The sequence below is a fragment of the Citrobacter sp. GW821-FHT07H02 genome (assembly GCF_059418505.1).
In genome coordinates this window covers 167,603-185,013 of the sequence record NZ_JBWKPZ010000003.1, presented here as the reverse complement: position 1 = coordinate 185,013, position 17,411 = coordinate 167,603, and the positions used below count along the sequence as shown (strand labels likewise).

18 protein-coding genes are annotated in these 17,411 nt (G+C 50.0%); 6 read left to right on the top strand and 12 right to left on the bottom strand.

Annotated features, from left to right (window positions below; translation table 11 throughout):
• Positions 1 to 29: 29 nt before the first annotated feature.
• Positions 30 to 1,217: a CynX/NimT family MFS transporter gene (locus AC07NP_RS06125; protein ID WP_494659885.1), complete on the bottom strand. Its 1,188-nt coding sequence runs from the start codon at positions 1,215 to 1,217 to the stop codon at positions 30 to 32.
• A gap of 99 nt (positions 1,218 to 1,316) precedes the next feature.
• On the opposite strand from AC07NP_RS06125, the gene AC07NP_RS06120 reads away from it, so the two are divergent.
• Positions 1,317 to 2,135 carry an AraC family transcriptional regulator gene (locus tag AC07NP_RS06120; protein ID WP_494659884.1) on the top strand — a complete coding sequence of 273 codons (819 nt, stop codon included), beginning with the start codon at positions 1,317 to 1,319 and terminating at the stop codon, positions 2,133 to 2,135.
• Here the strand turns inward: AC07NP_RS06120 and AC07NP_RS06115 are convergent.
• Positions 2,092 to 2,538 carry a DUF441 domain-containing protein gene (locus AC07NP_RS06115; RefSeq protein ID WP_494659883.1) on the bottom strand — a complete coding sequence of 149 codons (447 nt, stop codon included), beginning with the start codon at positions 2,536 to 2,538 and terminating at the stop codon, positions 2,092 to 2,094. The two genes, AC07NP_RS06120 and AC07NP_RS06115, sit on opposite strands and share 44 nt — an antisense overlap.
• A gap of 204 nt (positions 2,539 to 2,742) precedes the next feature.
• On the opposite strand from AC07NP_RS06115, the gene yoaI reads away from it, so the two are divergent.
• A complete protein-coding gene (gene yoaI / locus AC07NP_RS06110; RefSeq protein ID WP_238929142.1) occupies positions 2,743 to 2,847 on the top strand; it encodes a small membrane protein YoaI in 105 nt (34 codons plus the stop codon).
• A gap of 1 nt (position 2,848) precedes the next feature.
• On the opposite strand, the gene AC07NP_RS06105 is transcribed toward yoaI, so the two are convergent.
• The 5 genes from AC07NP_RS06105 to yeaG all read right to left on the bottom strand — a co-directional run bounded on the left by AC07NP_RS06105 (position 2,849) and on the right by yeaG (position 10,056).
• Entirely contained in the window at positions 2,849 to 3,355 is a 507-nt protein-coding gene (locus tag AC07NP_RS06105) for a YbaK/prolyl-tRNA synthetase associated domain-containing protein (protein ID WP_490467834.1), read from the bottom strand.
• A gap of 44 nt (positions 3,356 to 3,399) precedes the next feature.
• Positions 3,400 to 4,890: a diguanylate cyclase DgcJ gene (gene dgcJ, locus AC07NP_RS06100; protein ID WP_494659882.1), complete on the bottom strand. Its 1,491-nt coding sequence runs from the start codon at positions 4,888 to 4,890 to the stop codon at positions 3,400 to 3,402.
• 188 nt (positions 4,891 to 5,078) lie between these two features.
• A complete protein-coding gene (locus tag AC07NP_RS06095; protein ID WP_494659881.1) occupies positions 5,079 to 6,416 on the bottom strand; it encodes a sensor domain-containing diguanylate cyclase in 1,338 nt (445 codons plus the stop codon).
• 298 nt (positions 6,417 to 6,714) lie between these two features.
• Complete coding sequence (locus AC07NP_RS06090; protein ID WP_494659880.1) at positions 6,715 to 7,998, bottom strand: YeaH/YhbH family protein; 1,284 nt, start codon at positions 7,996 to 7,998, stop codon at positions 6,715 to 6,717.
• A gap of 123 nt (positions 7,999 to 8,121) precedes the next feature.
• Positions 8,122 to 10,056 (bottom strand): protein kinase YeaG, encoded by a 1,935-nt coding sequence (yeaG, locus tag AC07NP_RS06085; RefSeq protein WP_203358053.1) that lies wholly within the window; start codon positions 10,054 to 10,056, stop codon positions 8,122 to 8,124.
• A 445-nt stretch (positions 10,057 to 10,501) separates the two neighbouring features.
• Here yeaG and AC07NP_RS06080 point away from each other — a divergent pair, with 445 nt between their 5' ends.
• Together AC07NP_RS06080 and AC07NP_RS06075 are read left to right on the top strand one after the other, a co-directional pair.
• Entirely contained in the window at positions 10,502 to 11,248 is a 747-nt protein-coding gene (locus AC07NP_RS06080; protein WP_203358052.1) for a MipA/OmpV family protein, read from the top strand.
• A gap of 90 nt (positions 11,249 to 11,338) precedes the next feature.
• Positions 11,339 to 12,193, top strand: coding sequence for an aldo/keto reductase (locus AC07NP_RS06075; RefSeq protein WP_494659879.1), 855 nt, complete (start codon positions 11,339 to 11,341; stop codon positions 12,191 to 12,193).
• A 126-nt stretch (positions 12,194 to 12,319) separates the two neighbouring features.
• Here the strand turns inward: AC07NP_RS06075 and AC07NP_RS06070 are convergent, their stop codons facing one another.
• Together AC07NP_RS06070 and gapA are read right to left on the bottom strand one after the other, a co-directional pair.
• Complete coding sequence (locus tag AC07NP_RS06070) at positions 12,320 to 13,204, bottom strand: D-hexose-6-phosphate mutarotase (protein ID WP_494659878.1); 885 nt, start codon at positions 13,202 to 13,204, stop codon at positions 12,320 to 12,322.
• A 76-nt stretch (positions 13,205 to 13,280) separates the two neighbouring features.
• Positions 13,281 to 14,276 (bottom strand): glyceraldehyde-3-phosphate dehydrogenase, encoded by a 996-nt coding sequence (gene gapA, locus AC07NP_RS06065; protein ID WP_203358049.1) that lies wholly within the window; start codon positions 14,274 to 14,276, stop codon positions 13,281 to 13,283.
• Between the two features lie 341 nt (positions 14,277 to 14,617).
• Between gapA and msrB the strand changes: the two genes are divergently transcribed.
• On the top strand, positions 14,618 to 15,031 hold the full coding sequence (gene msrB / locus AC07NP_RS06060; RefSeq protein ID WP_494659877.1) for a peptide-methionine (R)-S-oxide reductase MsrB: 414 nt from the start codon (positions 14,618 to 14,620) through the stop codon (positions 15,029 to 15,031).
• Positions 15,032 to 15,072: 41 nt separating this feature from the next.
• Positions 15,073 to 15,351: a YeaC family protein gene (locus AC07NP_RS06055; RefSeq protein ID WP_203358047.1), complete on the top strand. Its 279-nt coding sequence runs from the start codon at positions 15,073 to 15,075 to the stop codon at positions 15,349 to 15,351.
• 144 nt (positions 15,352 to 15,495) lie between these two features.
• On the opposite strand, the gene AC07NP_RS06050 is transcribed toward AC07NP_RS06055, so the two are convergent.
• From AC07NP_RS06050 to pncA, 3 genes are all read right to left on the bottom strand, one after another.
• Positions 15,496 to 15,645 carry a hypothetical protein gene (locus AC07NP_RS06050; protein WP_494659876.1) on the bottom strand — a complete coding sequence of 50 codons (150 nt, stop codon included), beginning with the start codon at positions 15,643 to 15,645 and terminating at the stop codon, positions 15,496 to 15,498.
• 16 nt (positions 15,646 to 15,661) lie between these two features.
• Entirely contained in the window at positions 15,662 to 16,564 is a 903-nt protein-coding gene (locus tag AC07NP_RS06045; RefSeq protein WP_494659875.1) for a DMT family transporter, read from the bottom strand.
• 193 nt (positions 16,565 to 16,757) lie between these two features.
• Entirely contained in the window at positions 16,758 to 17,399 is a 642-nt protein-coding gene (gene pncA / locus AC07NP_RS06040; RefSeq protein ID WP_494659874.1) for a bifunctional nicotinamidase/pyrazinamidase, read from the bottom strand.
• Between the last annotated feature and the right edge of the window lie 12 nt (positions 17,400 to 17,411).

Here is a 17,411-nt window from a genome sequence, read left to right as displayed (position 1 = left end):
AGGGCAGGTTATGACACCTGCCCGCAACGTTATTGTGTGGCGATCTCCCGGTTTCTCCCGGCGCAGAGTCCGAACACAGCCATCACCAGAGATAACACCGCCACCACCATCAGCGGAATGTGCCAGTCTCCGCGGGTGTCGTGAATTTTTCCCATCAGCGGCGGACCGCATGCCGCGAGCAAGTAACCGACCGATTGTGCCATGCCCGAAAGCGCAGCCGCCTGGTGTGCAGAGCTGGCGCGCAGGCCGATAAAGGTCAGCCCGAGGATCATCGTTGCCCCGGAGCCAAATCCGAACAGCAGCGTCCACAGCACTGCTTGTCCTGGCATTAGCCAGATTCCGGCGGTACCTATCGCGCACATTAACGACACCCCGGCGGCAATACTGCGTTGATCGTTAAATCGGTGCAGGACCAGGGGGATCAGGAGTCCAGGTGCAGCGGTCGCCAGTTGCAACAGACCGTGAACGGAGCCTGCCTGCGATTCGCTGTAGCCCTGGCTTATTAAAATCGCAGGCAGCCAGCCTATTATCACGTAATAAATCAGCGAGTTAATACCCAGAAACAGTGTGACCTGCCAGGCAAGGGCAGAACGCCAGATTCCGCGGGTGTGCAACGCCCTGGAGGTACTCAGACTGGCCTGGGCGGTATTGTGCCACTGGGGTAGCCAGATGAGAAAGGCCAGCAACGGGAAGGCCATCAGCATGAGTAGCGCGCCGCGCCAGCCAAAACCGTGAAGCGCCAACGGCACAACCAGTGCAGATCCGAGCGCGGCGGCAGCGCCCATCGTGAGTGAATACGCTCCCGTGAGTTTTGCCACATGCTGCGAGAAATCGCGCTTGATAAGCCCTGGCAACAGCACATTGCCGAGGGCGATACCGCAACCGATGATCGCCGTTCCGCTATATAAAAAGCAGGGTGAGGGGAGTGAGCGTACGGCGATCCCGAGGCAGATCAGCAGCATGGCGGCAAACAGGCTGCGCTCCATCCCATATCGACGAGCGATCGGCGCCGCCAGCGGCGAAACCAGCGCAAAGGCCAGCAAGGGTAAGGTGGTCAGGAGACCGGTTTGGGCCGTCGTCAGTCCGTAATCAGCACGGATAGCCTCCAGCAGCGGCGCCGCACCGGTGAAGGTAACGCGCAGCGTGGTGGCAATCATCAGGATACCGGCAATCAGTAAGGCGGTATTTTTGCCGCGTAATGCAGGTGAAAGGGTCATTGTCTTCTCATCGTGTCAGGCGAGGCGCTACCTTACCGTTTTTACAGACTGGATGAATCAAGCTAAAATGACAGATTATCGCTAAAGTCGGACAAATTGATGATTGGTTTGAGACTGGATGGCTATGAGCCCGATCTTCACCACGATGTCGCCGTCGCGTTTTGTATCCGCGCCAGAGAAGACGAACTGTTCAGCCCGTTGCATCAGCATCGCAAGGGGCAACTGATCCTCGCCCAGCATGGCGCGATCACCTGTGAAGTTGAAAATGCGATGTGGATGGTGCCGCCGCAGTACGCCGTCTGGATACCCGGTGGAATTGTGCACAGCAACCATGTTACTGCCGGGGCTGAGCTGTGCTTTTTGTTTATAGAGCCAGAGGCGGTAAAAATGCCGGAACGCTGTTGCACGTTGAAAATTGCCCCGCTGTGCCGGGAGCTTATCTTAGCACTGGCCGACAGATCGGATCTTCAGCGTACAGAACCGACCACACAGCGACTGACGCAGGTGCTGTTTGATGAGCTTCCACAGCAGCCCCAGGAGCAGATGCAGCTGCCGGTCTCCGGGCATCCGAAAATTCGCCGAATGGTGGCGACGATGGCACGTGAGCCCGCCCAATGGCAGACGCTGGGGCAGTGGGCCAGTGAGTTTGCCATGAGCGAACGTAATCTGGCTCGACTGGTGGTGAAGGAAACAGGACTCAGTTTTCGCCGCTGGCGTCATCAGTTGCAGCTGATCCTGGCCTTACAGGCGCTGATTGACGGTAAAGGCGTTCAACAGGTGGCGCAAACGCTGGGTTATGACTCGACAACGGCGTTTATCACCATGTTTAAAAAAGGCCTGGGACAAACACCAGGCCGTTATCTGACGGGATTGACTACTGCTTCCCAACGATCAGCGAAACCAGTCCCGCCGCAATAAGCGGACCCACCGGCACGCCGCGAAACAGAGCGACGCCGAGGACGGTGCCCACCAGCAGGCCGGCGACCAGCTGTGGCTGGCTGCCCATTAGCGTTACGCCGCGTCCCCCTAACCAGGAGACAAATACGCCCACCGCAATGGCAACCAGTGATTTCCAGTTTGCAAAGGAGTGAATCAGGGTGGAGGGGGGAAGTGTTCCGCTGGCGATGGGCGCCATAACGCCAATTGTCAGAATAATAATCCCCACCGAGAGACCCTGTTTCTCAATCCACGGGAAAAAGGTATTCAGCGGGGTCACGCGGACGATAATCAGCACCAGAATTGAAACGGCGACAGTGGTGTTATGGCTAACAAAGCCGAGAGCCGCCAGTCCGAGCAGGATCAGCAGAGTGACATCAAACATCGGGGTTTCCTTGCCAAAAAAAGATAAGCCTGCTTACTGTACGCGTAAATGCGTAGCTGAACAGGCTTTTTTTATGAGGTGGTTTTATTTTTAGGCGAATGCCCGAGGTCGGTTTTTAAACTGAAGAGGCTGTCATTAAATTGCCATCTATTTGCTCTATCAATAACAAGTGAGTTGTCATATTCGTCACCACGGGGTGAAACCATGAACGATCACATGTTTATTGAGACGCTGTTCATTACCTCTTCTTTTTTGGCCATAGCCGTCGTTATTGTGATTTCAGTGCTGGTTCTCGAAAGAAGCCATTAACTCACGATGACATGCGACGGAATGTGACCAGTTCTGGCTGGGCGATGCGAAGGTAATCTTCGGTCTTCAGGATGACGGATTTATCCAGTACGCCTGCGTTAAACGCGACCTCGCTAAAACGTTCGAACAGCAGCGGATCGGCGACCAGTTTCAACTTAGGATGGAAGCTGAAAGGGGGGATCGCGCCAAATACGCAGCCTGTCAGTTCATCAACTTCTGCAGGGCTGGCAAGGGAGGCGCGCAAACCGCCCAAATGGGTTGCCAGTTGAGCGAGGTCGGCCTGCTGATCGGCGGACAGAATAGCCAGTACGTGCTGGTTGACGCCATTGCCTTTCACTTTGCAGACCAGCGCTTTTGCACCCTGTCCCAACGCTGTACCGCGGATTTCAGAAACGGCTTCACATTTGCCCACGGGCTCATGGCTGACCTCGCGCCAGCTCGCCCCTTCCTGTGATAATAAGGCAATCAACCGCTGATGCGTCGCGGTGCCTTTAACAACTTCGGTCATGCTTACTCCTGACTTCACAGAGAAAAATCAACGCGAAAAGACTATCACGAACGATCCCGCTTTTGTTGCTTGTTGAGGTAGAGTTGCGCATCGGAAGCCTGATATGCGTCATCAATAGTGTCATTCGCCTGCATGGTATACATTCCCCAGGAAAAGCTGATCGTTCTTTCGTCGGCGATGATTTGCAGATTTGTTGCGATCCGCATCGGGAGTGTGTTCGCGGCGTCTACAGCATAATCGATAAGAATAATGCAGAATTCATCACCACCAAGACGAATGGCGTAATCGCTTTTACGAATTGATGCTTCAATGGACTTTGCGAGGATCGTAATCGTCCGGTCACCTTCCTGATGCCCGTGGGTATCGTTGATCATTTTCAATTTGTCGCAATCAATGGCGATAAATGTCACGGGCGTGCCTGATTTCACCAGACGCTGTAAACGTAACTCAAGGGTGGGCGTTAATATTTTTCGGTTATAGAGCCCCGTCATGGCATCGCTGATATTGTCACGGGTGACGTTGTGATACAGACGAAAATGCATTCTGACCATATTCAGTAACAGCGCGGTGGCTAACAGGTAGAAGGCAAAAAGCTTCCAGGAAGAGACGACAAAGTACATTAAATCGAGGGACAGCGTGACACGCATTCCACCGGGAATGTGATGAACATGGTGAACATACGGGAAGAGATCGCTTTCACTCTGGTGAATGTCAATCGTGTTTCCTGATTCGATATCTGCCAATGTCACATTCAGATAACGCGAGACCAGAGGGCGGTCCTGGGTATAAAAAATATTCTTCAGATTCTCCTGGTTAATGTCTACCATCACCATACCTTTCAACTTTCCGGATAAATAGACCGGCGTTAAAAAGCTCATCACTTTCTTTTGTGTGAGATCGTCGTGATAGATGCTGGAAATAACCGTGCGACTGATAAATAAATCATCGATATCCTCCCGGTCAATGCCTAATGTTGCATTTTGCAGGAAAGACCAGTGGTGCATCGAAAATTGGCGTGAATTGACCAGATCGTAGAAATAGATGTAGTGATTTTTCAAATCGAAATAATATCGGAATTTATATTCCAGCGTTCCCAGCCCCTGGTTGAAATCCACTTGCTGGCGATTGACGTTCACTGCCTGGTCGAAGGCCGGGAGCAAGAACACGTCATCGAGTTGTTCCGTGCAGCGTTCGGCAGATGTCTGCAACGTGCCGTGTAGCGCACGGTAATTATGCGCAGTGAGGTTGAGTCCGTGTGTATCGTTGAGAGTCTCAAAGGCAGCGCATAATGCGTTTTTCTCCGCTGTCGTTACAGGCGTTTTCGGCGAGGCGAATGTACGCATTAAATGCGCAGCAATACTCTGATTTCTATATTTATCATACAGAAAAGAGGAATCTGCTTTCTCGATGATGTAACGCATATAGGCGTTCATCGCCTTGTTACTGGCAATAAGTTCGTAAACCAGGAAAGAAGAGGTCAGGACGATGACGCTTGCGTAGATAAAGTGCCTGAGCGCTTTATGATGCAATTTCATGGTAAATGACACCCCTTGCCGATCGGAAACTGAAGATTATCGCACAATGTCCGTTTGTACTCATAATGCAGAAGGTGCTAATTATACTCATGAACAGGATGTGGGACAGCGCTAATGAGGAAATAGGCGAAAAAGTAGGAAGACAATGGTCATACACATTGTGTATGACCATAATTAAAACAGTTTGCTCAGGTGTGATGGATCACCACTTGATTACGGCCATTGTTTTTAGCTTCATAGAGTGCTTTGTCTGCCTGAACCATGATGTCCGAAGCGCTGTAATCTGGCGTGGTCGCAAAAAAAGCGCCTATGCTTATTGTCATCGGTTCAGGGACATTATAAATGTTATTTTCTCCGGTGAGCATTTCAACATTTTTACGGATTTTTTCAGCAATAAATCTGGCCTGGGTTATATTCGTTTTATAAAGCATGACGCCAAATTCCTCTCCGCCCAGACGCGCCAGCAGATCTTCTGAGCGAAGGCTTTGTTGTATAATATTAACAATTGAGATGATCACCCTATCTCCCACCACATGTCCCCATCGGTCATTGATTCTTTTAAAATGGTCAATATCGAGAAACAAAAGACAAAAGCATGTTTTGTTCCTGGTGTTTAATCGTAACTCGAGTTCATTAAAGAAATAGCGACGATTATAGATATTGGTCATTACATCATGAACGGCCAGTTTGTTTGCTAAGTGTAACTCTTTAAATATGTTATGAATGAGAATTGAGATGATGAAAAGCTTACTGGCGACTTCGATCCCCCGACTGATATACCAAACAGTATAGTTATAATCATCCAGAGCCAGCAGTAATAAATTACAACATATTGCCGAAAGGCAAAGCAGGGCAATATAAGGCCAAAGATCAGATGCCAATCGGGTTTGGGTGATGATAAAAAAAAGTAAAAATGACCACAGGCATATGATGATTTTAAGGTAGTTAGCGCCCCATGTGACGGCTTCATTTTTTCTGGAGTAATCGACAATAAACCAGCAATAATCTGGGTTATAACTGCTCAGGTTATGGGCAATCACAGGAAAGAAGAAGAACGGGATCAGCGACATTAGCAAAACGACGGTTTTTTTCTTATTATCGGTTTGGTCTACGTTATTGATATCTGAACAGAACAGCGCCAGAGATAGTAAGAATATAAAGCTTAATTGTCGAAAGAGATAAAAGATTGAGATATCATTCGATTTCATCTGAATTAACGCGCTCTCGATAATCGGTTCCTTGATGATAAATATTGTTTCTATAAAATAAACCAAGCTGCTCAGGAACGCTAAGCTCATAATGAGAGTTGAAAAATGACGGCTGTTGGCAAAATATTTTAATATCATAAAAATGAAAATTATCGCGTTCAAGAAAAATAACGCCACGACAACAATAAGATAATTTAATTGCGGTATCGATTTTACGCTGGAATTTTCCTGATATAGCATTGTGAGACAAAATAAGATAACGAAAAGTAGCAGTGTGAATAAAAGAATGCTCCGTGCATTTATTTTATGCTTTTCCATAAAACAACTCTTAATGGCAATCGATTGTGATGTGGATGGGATTCTATTGATGATAAAAATGTTCAGTGTTGATTGTGATCAACTATTTTCGTTCAGGGCAGGGACTATTCTCTGATAAAACGGAAAAGATAAATGTCTGATGTGAGTTTTTCCGAATGATAACGTGGGAAATAAATTATATAGAGGTTTTTGGAATTAACGGACTTGATTATCAACACGGTGTTTATTAAGCCAGCAAGTAAAATAGTCGCTATTAGAAATCAGCCAGCGGCGTTAACCGTTGGCTGATGGTGGATGATTAATCTCTGCTGGTGGCACCTTGCTTATGAAAAAGCTCGCGGAATACCGGATAAATATCATCCTGATCGCGAATATGCTGCATCGCAAAGTTTTCGAACGTGGTTTGCAGATGCTCATATTCCCGCCACAGGGTCTGGTGAGCGCGTCGGGTGATCTCGATATAGCTGTAATAGCGTACGACCGGCAGCAATTTTTTCGCCAGAATTTCGTGACACAAAGGCGAATCATCCGCCCAGTTGTCGCCATCGGATGCTTGTGCCGCATAAATATTCCATTGTGCGGGGTCGTAACGGTCCTTCACCACATCATCCATTAATTTCAGGGCACTGGAGACAATGGTGCCGCCCGTTTCCTGAGAATAGAAAAACTCATGCTCGTCAACTTCTTTGGCCTGAGTGTGGTGGCGGATATACACCACCTCAACGTTCTTATATGTCCTGCTTAAAAACAGATACAGCAGAATATAAAAACGCTTGGCCATGTCTTTGGTGGACTGGTCCATGGAGCCTGACACGTCCATCAGACAGAACATCACCGCCTGGCTGGAAGGGTCAGGGCGTTTTTCGTAGTTCTTGTAGCGGAGATCAAAAGTGTCGATAAACGGCACGCGCGCAATTTTTTCCCGCAATTCGGCAATTTCTTTGCGAAGCCGCTCTTCTTCCAGTAACTGCACCGGTTCGCTTTTGCTAATGGTTTCCAGCGAATCTTCCAGCTCATGCAATTCTCTGCGTTTACCGGCGGTCATTGCCGTGCGGCGCGCCAGAGAGTTTTGCAAAGATCGCACCACGCTAATGTTGGCCGGAACACCGTTAGAGGTAAAACCCGCCCGGTGCGTTTTATACTCGGTCAGCTGGCGTTGTTGGTTTTTCTTCAGGTTAGGCAGGGCTAAATCTTCAAAGAGCAGATCCAGATATTCGTCTTTTGAAATCTGAAAGACGAATTCATCCTGGCCTTCACCGTCCTGACTGGCCTGGCCTTGTCCGCTTCCTGAGCCGCCACCACCGCCCTGAGGTCGTTCAATGCGGTCATTTTGCACAAAATGATCGTTACCCGGGTGTACGCGATGGCGCAGACCGCCACGCCCCTGATGAAACATCGGTTCGCTGATATCTTCTGTGGGAATGGAGACGGACTCACCGCTCTCCACGTCGGTGACCGAACGCTTGTTAATGGCCTCGGAGATCGACTGTTTAATTTGCCCTTTATAACGGCGTAAGAAGCGCTGGCGATTCACAGTGCTTTTATTCTTCCCATTCAGGCGCCGGTCTATAAACCAGGTCATATGCCCCCCGTACTGCATTTGCCAACTTCATGCTACGCCTGTAGCGCCGGATAAGCGCCGCTTATCCGGCCTACGGTTCGCTGTCGTTCCAGACCCGGTAAACGCAACGCTACCGGGCTGGTTTTATGACGATTTACGTACGCGCAAATACCATTCGCACAACAGACGCACCTGCTTGCGGGTATAGCCTTTTTCCATCATACGGTCGACAAAATCGTCGTGTTTTTTCTGCTCATCTGTAGAGGTTTTGGCGTTGAATGAAATTACCGGCAACAGCTCTTCGGTGTTCGAGAACATTTTCTTCTCAATCACGGTGCGCAGTTTCTCGTAACTGGTCCAGTTCGGATTGCGACCGCTGTTATGCGCGCGAGCACGCAGAACAAAGTTGACGATCTCGTTTCGGAAATCTTTCGGGTTGCTGATGCCCGCCGGTTTTTCGATTTTTTCCAGCTCTGAGTTCAGTGACTCGCGATCGAACAGCTGACCGGTATCCGGGTCGCGATACTCCTGATCCTGAATCCAGAAATCCGCATAAGTGACATAACGGTCAAAAATGTTCTGTCCGTATTCGGAGTAGGATTCGAGATAGGCGGTCTGGATCTCTTTGCCGATAAACTCAGCATATTTCGGGATCAGATAGCCTTTCAGGAACTCAAGGTAACGCTCTGCCTGCTCTTGTGGGAACTGCTCACGCTCGATCTGCTGTTCGAGGACGTAGAACAGATGCACCGGGTTGGCTGCCACTTCAACGTGATCAAAGTTAAAGACGCGGGAGAGGATCTTAAACGCGAAACGCGTTGACAGACCGTTCATCCCTTCATCGACACCTGCGTAATCACGATACTCCTGGTAGGATTTCGCTTTCGGATCGGTATCTTTCAGGCTCTCGCCGTCGTAGACGCGCATTTTCGAGTAGACGCTCGAGTTCTCCGGCTCTTTCAGTCGGGAAAGGATCGAGAAGCGCGACAGGGTTTCGAGGGTTCCCGGCGCGCAAGGCGCATGCGTTAACTCACTGTGATTGAGCAATTTCTCGTAGATTTTGATCTCTTCTGAAATGCGCAGGCAATACGGCACCTTCACGATATACACACGGTCGAGGAAGGCTTCGTTGTTTTTGTTGTTGCGGAACGTCACCCATTCGGATTCGTTCGAGTGGGCAAGGATAATACCGTTAAAGGGCAGGGCAGAAATGCCTTCTGTCCCGTTGTAGTTGCCTTCCTGGGTCGCCGTCAGCAGAGGGTGCAGCACTTTAATCGGCGCTTTGAACATCTCGACGAATTCCATAATCCCCTGGTTGGCGCGGCACAGTGCGCCGGAGTAACCGTAGGCATCAGGATCGTTTTGCGCATGGTGTTCGAGTTTACGAATGTCCACCTTACCGACCAGCGCGGAGATGTCCTGGTTGTTTTCATCACCCGGTTCCGTTTTGGCGATGGCGATTTGTTCAAGAATCGACGGCCACACTTTCACCACGCGGAATTTGGTGATGTCGCCACCGAAGTCGTGCAGGCGTTTCGCCGCCCACGGTGACATGATGGTGCCGAGATAACGGCGCGGAATGCCGTACTCTTTTTCGAGAATTTGCGCATCTTCCTGCGGATTAAACAGGCATAACGGGTGATCGTTTACCGGGCTGCGTTCACCGTTTGCGCTCAGGATATAAATCGGAACAAGCTGCATCAAAGACTTCAGTCTTTCAGCAAGCGAGGATTTACCGCCCCCTACAGGCCCCAACAGATACAGGATCTGTTTCTTCTCTTCCAGCCCCTGCGCCGCGTGTTTCAGATAAGAGACAATCTGTTCAATCGCGTCTTCCATGCCATAAAACTCTTCAAAGGCGGGATAACGAGCAATCACCCGGTTTGAAAAGAGTCGAGAAAGTCGGGGTTCCTGGGCAGTATCGACCATAATGGGCTCACCAATGGCCATCAATAGCCGCTCTGCCGCGTTGGCATAAGCACTGCGATCTTGCCGACAAGTGGTAAGAAACTCCTGCAGTGTGAACTCTTCGTCCTTGGCAGCTTCATAGCGCTGGCGATAGTGATCGAATATATTCATGGTATGCCGTCCTTTCGTTTTTTAGCACATGTTAAGAGCCGTTCATATGAATAGTAGAGGCCCCCGGAAGAGGTAAACTGAACGACGCCTCTGCTGTCTCTTGTTGTAAAAAACAGCAACTCTCATGCCAAATTGGCGGCCAAGAGATCAACGTGCCCGGTGATACACCTTCTTAAAATTAAGCGTAGATGGCATTTGCAAAACTTGCCTGTGCGCTTAAATGAATTTCAATGGCATATCAATAACTCATCCACAAAAAATGCATATTTAATGTAAAGATAAAGGACGAAAATCACGCAGAATTCACCGGACTGAAAATGAAATGTCATCTGCTGCTGAAAAATTAGTCGGTTACATTTTGTGAGTAATAAGTAAAATGGTTGGGTTGAAACGTATTGGCGGTTACACTTTTGCTGCTAAACATTTGAATAAGGAATTATGGATTGTGACCAAACTCAAACTTCTGGCACTTGGCGTGCTTATCGCAACGACGACGAATGTCGCACAAGCTGAAAGCAACCTGACGTTGGGCGCAGGTGTTGGTGTGGTTGAGCACCCCTATAAAGATTACGATACCGACGTATATCCGGTTCCAGTCATCACCTATGAAAGTGAAAATTTCTGGTTCCGTGGTCTGGGTGGTGGATACTACCTGTGGAATGACAACACCGATAAATTGTCGATTACCGCGTACTGGTCTCCGATGTATTTCAAACCGGAAGACAGCGACAATCACCAACTTCGCCAGCTCGACAAACGTAAAAGTACCATGATGGCAGGGCTGTCTTACGTTCATAACACACAGTATGGCTTCCTGCGCACTACGCTTGCGGGTGACACGCTGGATAACAGCAACGGCATCGTGTGGGATCTGGCCTGGCTGTACCGTTACACCAATGGCGGTTTGACATTAACACCGGGTATCGGTGTGGAATGGAACAGCGAAAACCAGAACGAGTACTACTATGGCGTCTCGGGCAAAGAGTCTTCGCACAGCGGTCTGCGTAGCTACGACCCGAACGACAGCTGGAACCCGTACCTGGAAATTAGCGCCAACTACAATTTCCTCGGTAACTGGAGCGTGTACGGTACTGCGCGCTATACCCATTTGTCGGATGAAATTAGCGACAGCCCGATGGTGGACAAATCCTGGAGTGGTCTGATCTCCACCGGGGTTACCTACAAGTTCTGATTGTGCATCATTACAGTGCATTTTGTGCATCAAAACAGGGCGCGAGCGCCCTGTTTTGCATTACGGTAGTGCATAACACTGGAGGATACGATGACAGAAAAACAGGTTGTTTTTAGTGGCCAGCTCACACTCCCTGCGGTGGGACAGGGGACCTGGTATATGGGTGAAAAACCCCATCATCGACGGGCCGAGGTGAATGCACTGCGTGCGGGCATTGATTTGGGCTTAACGCTTATCGACACCGCAGAGATGTACGCTGAAGGTGCGGCAGAGGAGGTGGTCGGCGAAGCGCTGGCAGGCCGGCGTGATAAGGTCGTCCTGGTCTCGAAAGTGTATCCGTGGAATGCCGGAGGGCAGAAAGCCATTACCGCATGTGAAGGCAGTCTGCGCCGCTTGAATACCGATTACCTGGATCTCTATTTATTACACTGGTCGGGCAGCTACTCATTTGCAGAGACGGTCACGGCGATGGAAAAACTGATCGCGCAGGGAAAAATCCGTCGCTGGGGCGTTTCTAATCTTGATGATGACGCTATGCAGAAATTATGGCAGGTTGCTGGCGGGAAGCAGTGCGCCACCAATCAGGTGCTTTATCATCTGGCTTCTCGTGGGATTGAGTATGACCTGCTGCCCTGGTGTCAGCAGCATCAGATGCCGGTGATGGCTTACAGCCCGCTGGCGCAAGCCGGACGTCTACGTAGCGGCTTATTGAACAATCCCGTCATTAATGAGATTGCCCATGCTCACCGTGCGAGCGCGGCGCAAATCCTGCTGGCGTGGGTCATTAGTCATCAGGGCGTGATGGCGATTCCAAAAGCGGCAAGCGTTGAGCATGTACAGGAAAACGCGGCGGCGCTGAATATTACTCTTTCAGCCAGTGAGCTGGCTGCGCTGGATAAAGCGTATCCGGCTCCGAAGGGGAAAACCGCACTGGATATGGTGTGATGATGCCGGAATTTCTGTAGGCCGGATAAGATGCGTAAGCATCGCCATCCGGCAAACTATGCCTGATGGCGGTTAATGTCTTATCAGACCTGTGAAAACGACAGAAACACCGGCATCACTTACCGCTTAACGTTTGGCGACGCGGATCGTTTGCGCCAGACGAGAAGGCTTCTCTTCGGTGGTCTTTTGCTGCGCGGTAGCGTACACCGTCTCGACACAAACAAACGTCTTGTAACCATCATCCGGCATATCACCCATGCTCACGGACAGCGCCGGGCCAGGGTTCCAGCCTACCACGTTGAGGTGGTGATGGTGCACGACGTCAATAGTGCGATTGAGTGCGTCATCGTGAATGACGCTGCAGGCCTGTGGATTCAGGTACACGCGGTCAGTCCTGTCCGGGAACGTTTGCACGCCGTCGGCCAGCACATCTTCTTTGGCATCGTTCACTTTATCGATAAAGCGATCGCCAAGACCACTGACTTTCACTGCCGCAATATCACCGACGTTAAAATAGGTGTGCAGCGCGGAGGTTGTTTCAAACTCACCGTGGGCTTCCAGCTCAATCTCGCAGGTTTTCCCCAGTTTAAAACGGGCTAACAGCGTAAAGTCATGCGGCCAATATTTGCGGGTGGCGTCGCTGTTTTGCAGTTCAAAAGTCAGGACCACGCCGTTTTCATCTTCGTTGTGCGCTTTCAGCGTCCACGGCAGGTTACGGGCAAAACCGTGAGCAGGCAGGCCAGCCTGTGCCGCCGGACCAAACCATGGCCAGCAAATCGGTACGCCGCCGCGCAACGCGGTGCCTGTTTTAAACGGCGTAATGTTGCTTAACCACAGAACTTCGTCTTCGCCTGCCGGTTTCCAGGAGAGCAGGTGCGCGCCCTGTAATGCGAAAGAGGCTTTTACCTGCGGGTGGTCGACAACGATCACCTCCAGCTCATCAAGCTGGCGGCGGGAGAGGACAGGGGTAATATGTTCGATTATTGGCAGTGCAAAAATTTTATTGATCATCACGTAATCCTTTCTCTTCAGGCAAAAAAAAGAGCGACCGAAGTCGCTCTCTTACAGATTACTGTTTCATCTCAACTTATTTGGAGATGTGAGCAATCAGATCCAGAACTTTGTTGGAGTAGCCGGTTTCGTTGTCGTACCAGGATACCAGTTTCACGAAGTTGTCGTTCAGTGCGATACCCGCTTTAGCATCGAACACGGAAGTGCAAACTTCACCGTTGAAATCGGTAGATACAACGTCGTCTTCGGTGTAACCCAGAACGCCTTTCATCGGGCCTTCGGAAGCAGCTTTGATTGCTTTCTTAATGTCTTCGTAAGAAGCCGCTTTTTCCAGACGAACAGTCAGGTCAACAACGGATACGTTCGGGGTCGGAACACGGAACGCCATACCAGTGATTTTACCGTTCAGCTCTGGCAGTACAACGCCTACAGCTTTAGCAGCACCGGTAGAAGAAGGGATGATGTTCTGAGCCGCGCCACGGCCGCCGCGCCAGTCTTTGTGAGACGGGCCGTCAACAGTTTTCTGAGTAGCGGTGGTTGCGTGAACGGTGGTCATCAGGCCTTCAACGATACCGAAGTTGTCGTTGATAACTTTAGCCAGCGGAGCCAGGCAGTTAGTGGTGCAGGATGCGTTGGAAACGATGTCCTGGCCAGCATATTTGTCAAAGTTAGCGCCTTTAACAAACATTGGGGTTTTGTCTTTGGACGGACCAGTCAGAACCACTTTTTTCGCGCCAGCAGTGATGTGCTTACGAGCGGTTTCGTCAGTCAGGAACAGACCAGTAGCTTCAGCAACTACGTCAACACCAACTTCGTCCCATTTCAGGTTAGCCGGATCACGTTCAGCGGTAACACGGATTTTTTTACCGTTAACGATCAGATGACCGTCTTTCACTTCAACGGTACCGTTGAAACGGCCGTGAGTGGAGTCATATTTCAGCATGTAAGCCATGTATTCAGCGTCTAACAGATCGTTGATTGCAACGATCTCGATGTCAGAACGTTCTTGAGCAGCACGGAAAACAATGCGACCGATACGGCCAAAACCGTTGATACCTACTTTGATAGTCATATATTCCACCAGCTATTTGTTAGTGAATAAAAGGTTGCCTGTAAAATTACAAAAACCTTACGCAGCGTCAAGCGGAATCGTGTCAATCATTGCGACAAATCAATCCTCTGAACAAGCTTTGCACGACTGATTCACCTCACTCTTCCTTTGGGCTTCAAACCACGTGGGGGCGGCGCCCCGAATTTTAAAGGGCAACTCAGATAAAAATGTGATTGCGATCACGAATCACGAGCTGCCATTTCGCCAGGATCAAGTTTAGAACAAAAGTTCGTACTGAGGTGTTAATGTTTTGTTAGAATCGGTTGCGTAATGTGAGCATGACTACAGCGAGATGCGAGTAAATGGCTAACCAACCCTCTCCGGAAGAACTGAAAAAAAATTTGTCGGAAATGCAATTTTACGTGACGCAAAATCACGGCACAGAACCGCCGTTTACCGGGCGTTTGCTGCATAACAAGCGGGGTGGGACCTACCATTGCCTGGTCTGTGATGCTGCGTTATTTCACTCCCAGACGAAGTTTGATTCGGGCTGTGGGTGGCCCAGCTTTTATGAGCCGGTCAGCGAAGAGTCAATTCGTTACATTAAAGATACTTCCCATGGGATGCAGCGTATTGAAATCCGCTGCGGGAGCTGTGATGCGCACCTGGGACACGTCTTCCCGGACGGCCCGCAGCCGACCGGCGAGCGTTATTGCGTCAATTCAGCCTCATTAAGCTTTACCGATGATGAAAATGGCGAACAAATCAAAGGCTGAAAAAACGATTCAGCAAATTATTCCAGAGGAGCGGACTTATCATGAACCTTGATGAGATGATCGACAGCATGACGCCGGAAGTTTATCAGCGGTTATCCACCGCGGTTGAACTGGGAAAATGGCCTGATGGCGTTGCGCTGACGCCGGAACAAAAAGAGAACAGTCTGCAACTGGTGATGCTGTGGCAGGCGCGTTACAACACCGACGCACAGCATATGACGATTGATACTCAGGGTCAGATGGTGATGAAGAGTAAGCAACAGCTGAAGGCCGATTTCGGCATTGTACCGCCGCCGATCGCGACACTGAAAGTGCAGTAAGTTGTATTTGTTGCCCAGCGGTGCCAACGCTTGCTGGGCCTGTGTACGGGCCAGCCAGGCCCAAAAAAGCGCAAAGGTTTTCACATCTACTCAGCTTTTTGGGCTTTTGACATTTACCCCCACGGCGGTGGCTACGCGTTGGCTCTATGGCAACGTTTCGTGAAGTTCTTTTAACAGGGTGGTGGTGTTTTCTCTCTCGGCAGGTTGCTTATCCAGCAGATCCCATGCGCCGTTCACCGGTTTATTTCCGTCCATTCGGGAAACGGTTCTCTGTTTTTCGTGACGACTCGCCAAAAATCTCCGTCACGGCTTATATTTTCTCAGTTGCTAAGTTTTTTGCTGAGCAGCAGACGATGCCAAAAACAATCAAAAGCAGGGTAATGAGATGATAAGTCTCCAGCGTATTGCCGAGGAAAGCGATTCCCATTATCCCGCCAGAAATGGGGATGAGATGCGTGTAGATTTCGCTACGTGTCGTTCCTATCAGCGAAACACCTTTGTTCCAGAACACATAAGAAAGCCATGATGGAAAGATAATTAAATAGAGGATCCCGGCTATAACCGGAGGTGAAACCGTGTAAATCATACCGTGGAAGTCTTGCGAAAATGTGGCATGCAGCCAGTACATTGGCACAAGAATGATCGTGCCAATCAGGGAGCTGAAGGCAACAAATGAGGTATTTTTCACTTCTTTATTTTTGAGCCGCAACAACGCGCAGTAAAATGCCCAGCTCAATGCAGACACAATCGTCAGCACATCTCCCCAGCCGAAGGCCTGCAGACTGCTGGCGCCTTTAGCGTTGGAGAAGGCAAGATAGATAACCCCGGCAGTGCTGGCAATGACGCCAAGGATATTTCTTCCGGAAATACGCTCCCGGAAAATAAAATAATTGATTAGCAACACCAGGCAAGGCGTGCTGGAAATATAGATGGACGCGTTTAGCGAGGTGGTGTACTGCAGCCCAATATACAAACTGAGAGGAAAACTAACCTGACCAAGCAAAGAGAAGAGAGTATTCATCCTGAGTTGACGGCGCAGTGCCGGATAGTCTTGAACAAATGTCTTCCAGTAAAGAGCAAACATCAGCAGCGTCGTGCCTCCCCAGCGTATAAGACTCAATCCGTAGGGATCGACATATTGCACCAGAATATGCCCGACGACATAATTCCCGCCCCAGAAAACGGCAGCCCATGTCAGTAATAAATAAGCCACGGCTAACTCCTTAAATGACTCGCGATACTGCTCCCAGAGCGTGGCGTAGATTGTAAGGGGATAAGATGGCGGTTTTTTGTGACTGAAATCGCAGGGGTTCATTGGCTTTATGAACATAAAAAGCGTTTTTTGCTGTCATGGAGGCAATATGAGGGGAAAAAGGCATCAGCCAACGCCGATGCCCGAATAAAACTTAAGCCTGCGTCTCTTCCCAGTCCTCCAGGGTATACAGCGTTGCGCCTGCGCTCGACATCTCCATAAACGCCTGTGCGCTGTCCTGCGGCTGAATATTCACCCCCCGGCAGCCGTCGGTGATAACGCTCACCGTATAGCCCAGTTGTAACGCGTCCAGCACGCTAAACTTCACACAGTAGTCGGTCGCCAGCCCCATAATGATCAGTGCCTCTATGCCATTCTCACGAAGCCAGGCGTCTAACGCCGTTTTCTGGCGACGGCCGTTATCATAAAAAGCACTGTAGCTATCAACCAACGGGTTTTCACCCTTATGGAAAATAGCCGTAATGGCGCGTTGATTGAGCAGGGGGTGTAACGCCGCACCGTCGCTGTTTTGCACACAGTGATCGGGCCAGAAGGTTTGCGCCAGACCGTCAAGCAGCCCCTGACTGTACGGCTGCGCCTGATGCTGACTGGCAAAACTCCCGTGCCCGGCGGGGTGCCAGTCCTGACTGGCGATCACGGCGTCTCCCCGGGAAGCACACCAGGCAATCAGTTGGTTGGCAACCTCTACCGTGCTGTCCCCTTCAGGAACCGCCAGCGCGCCACCGGCACAAAAATCATTCTGCAAATCGACCAGTAACAAAGCCCGGTTTGTCATTTCGTCCTCCTG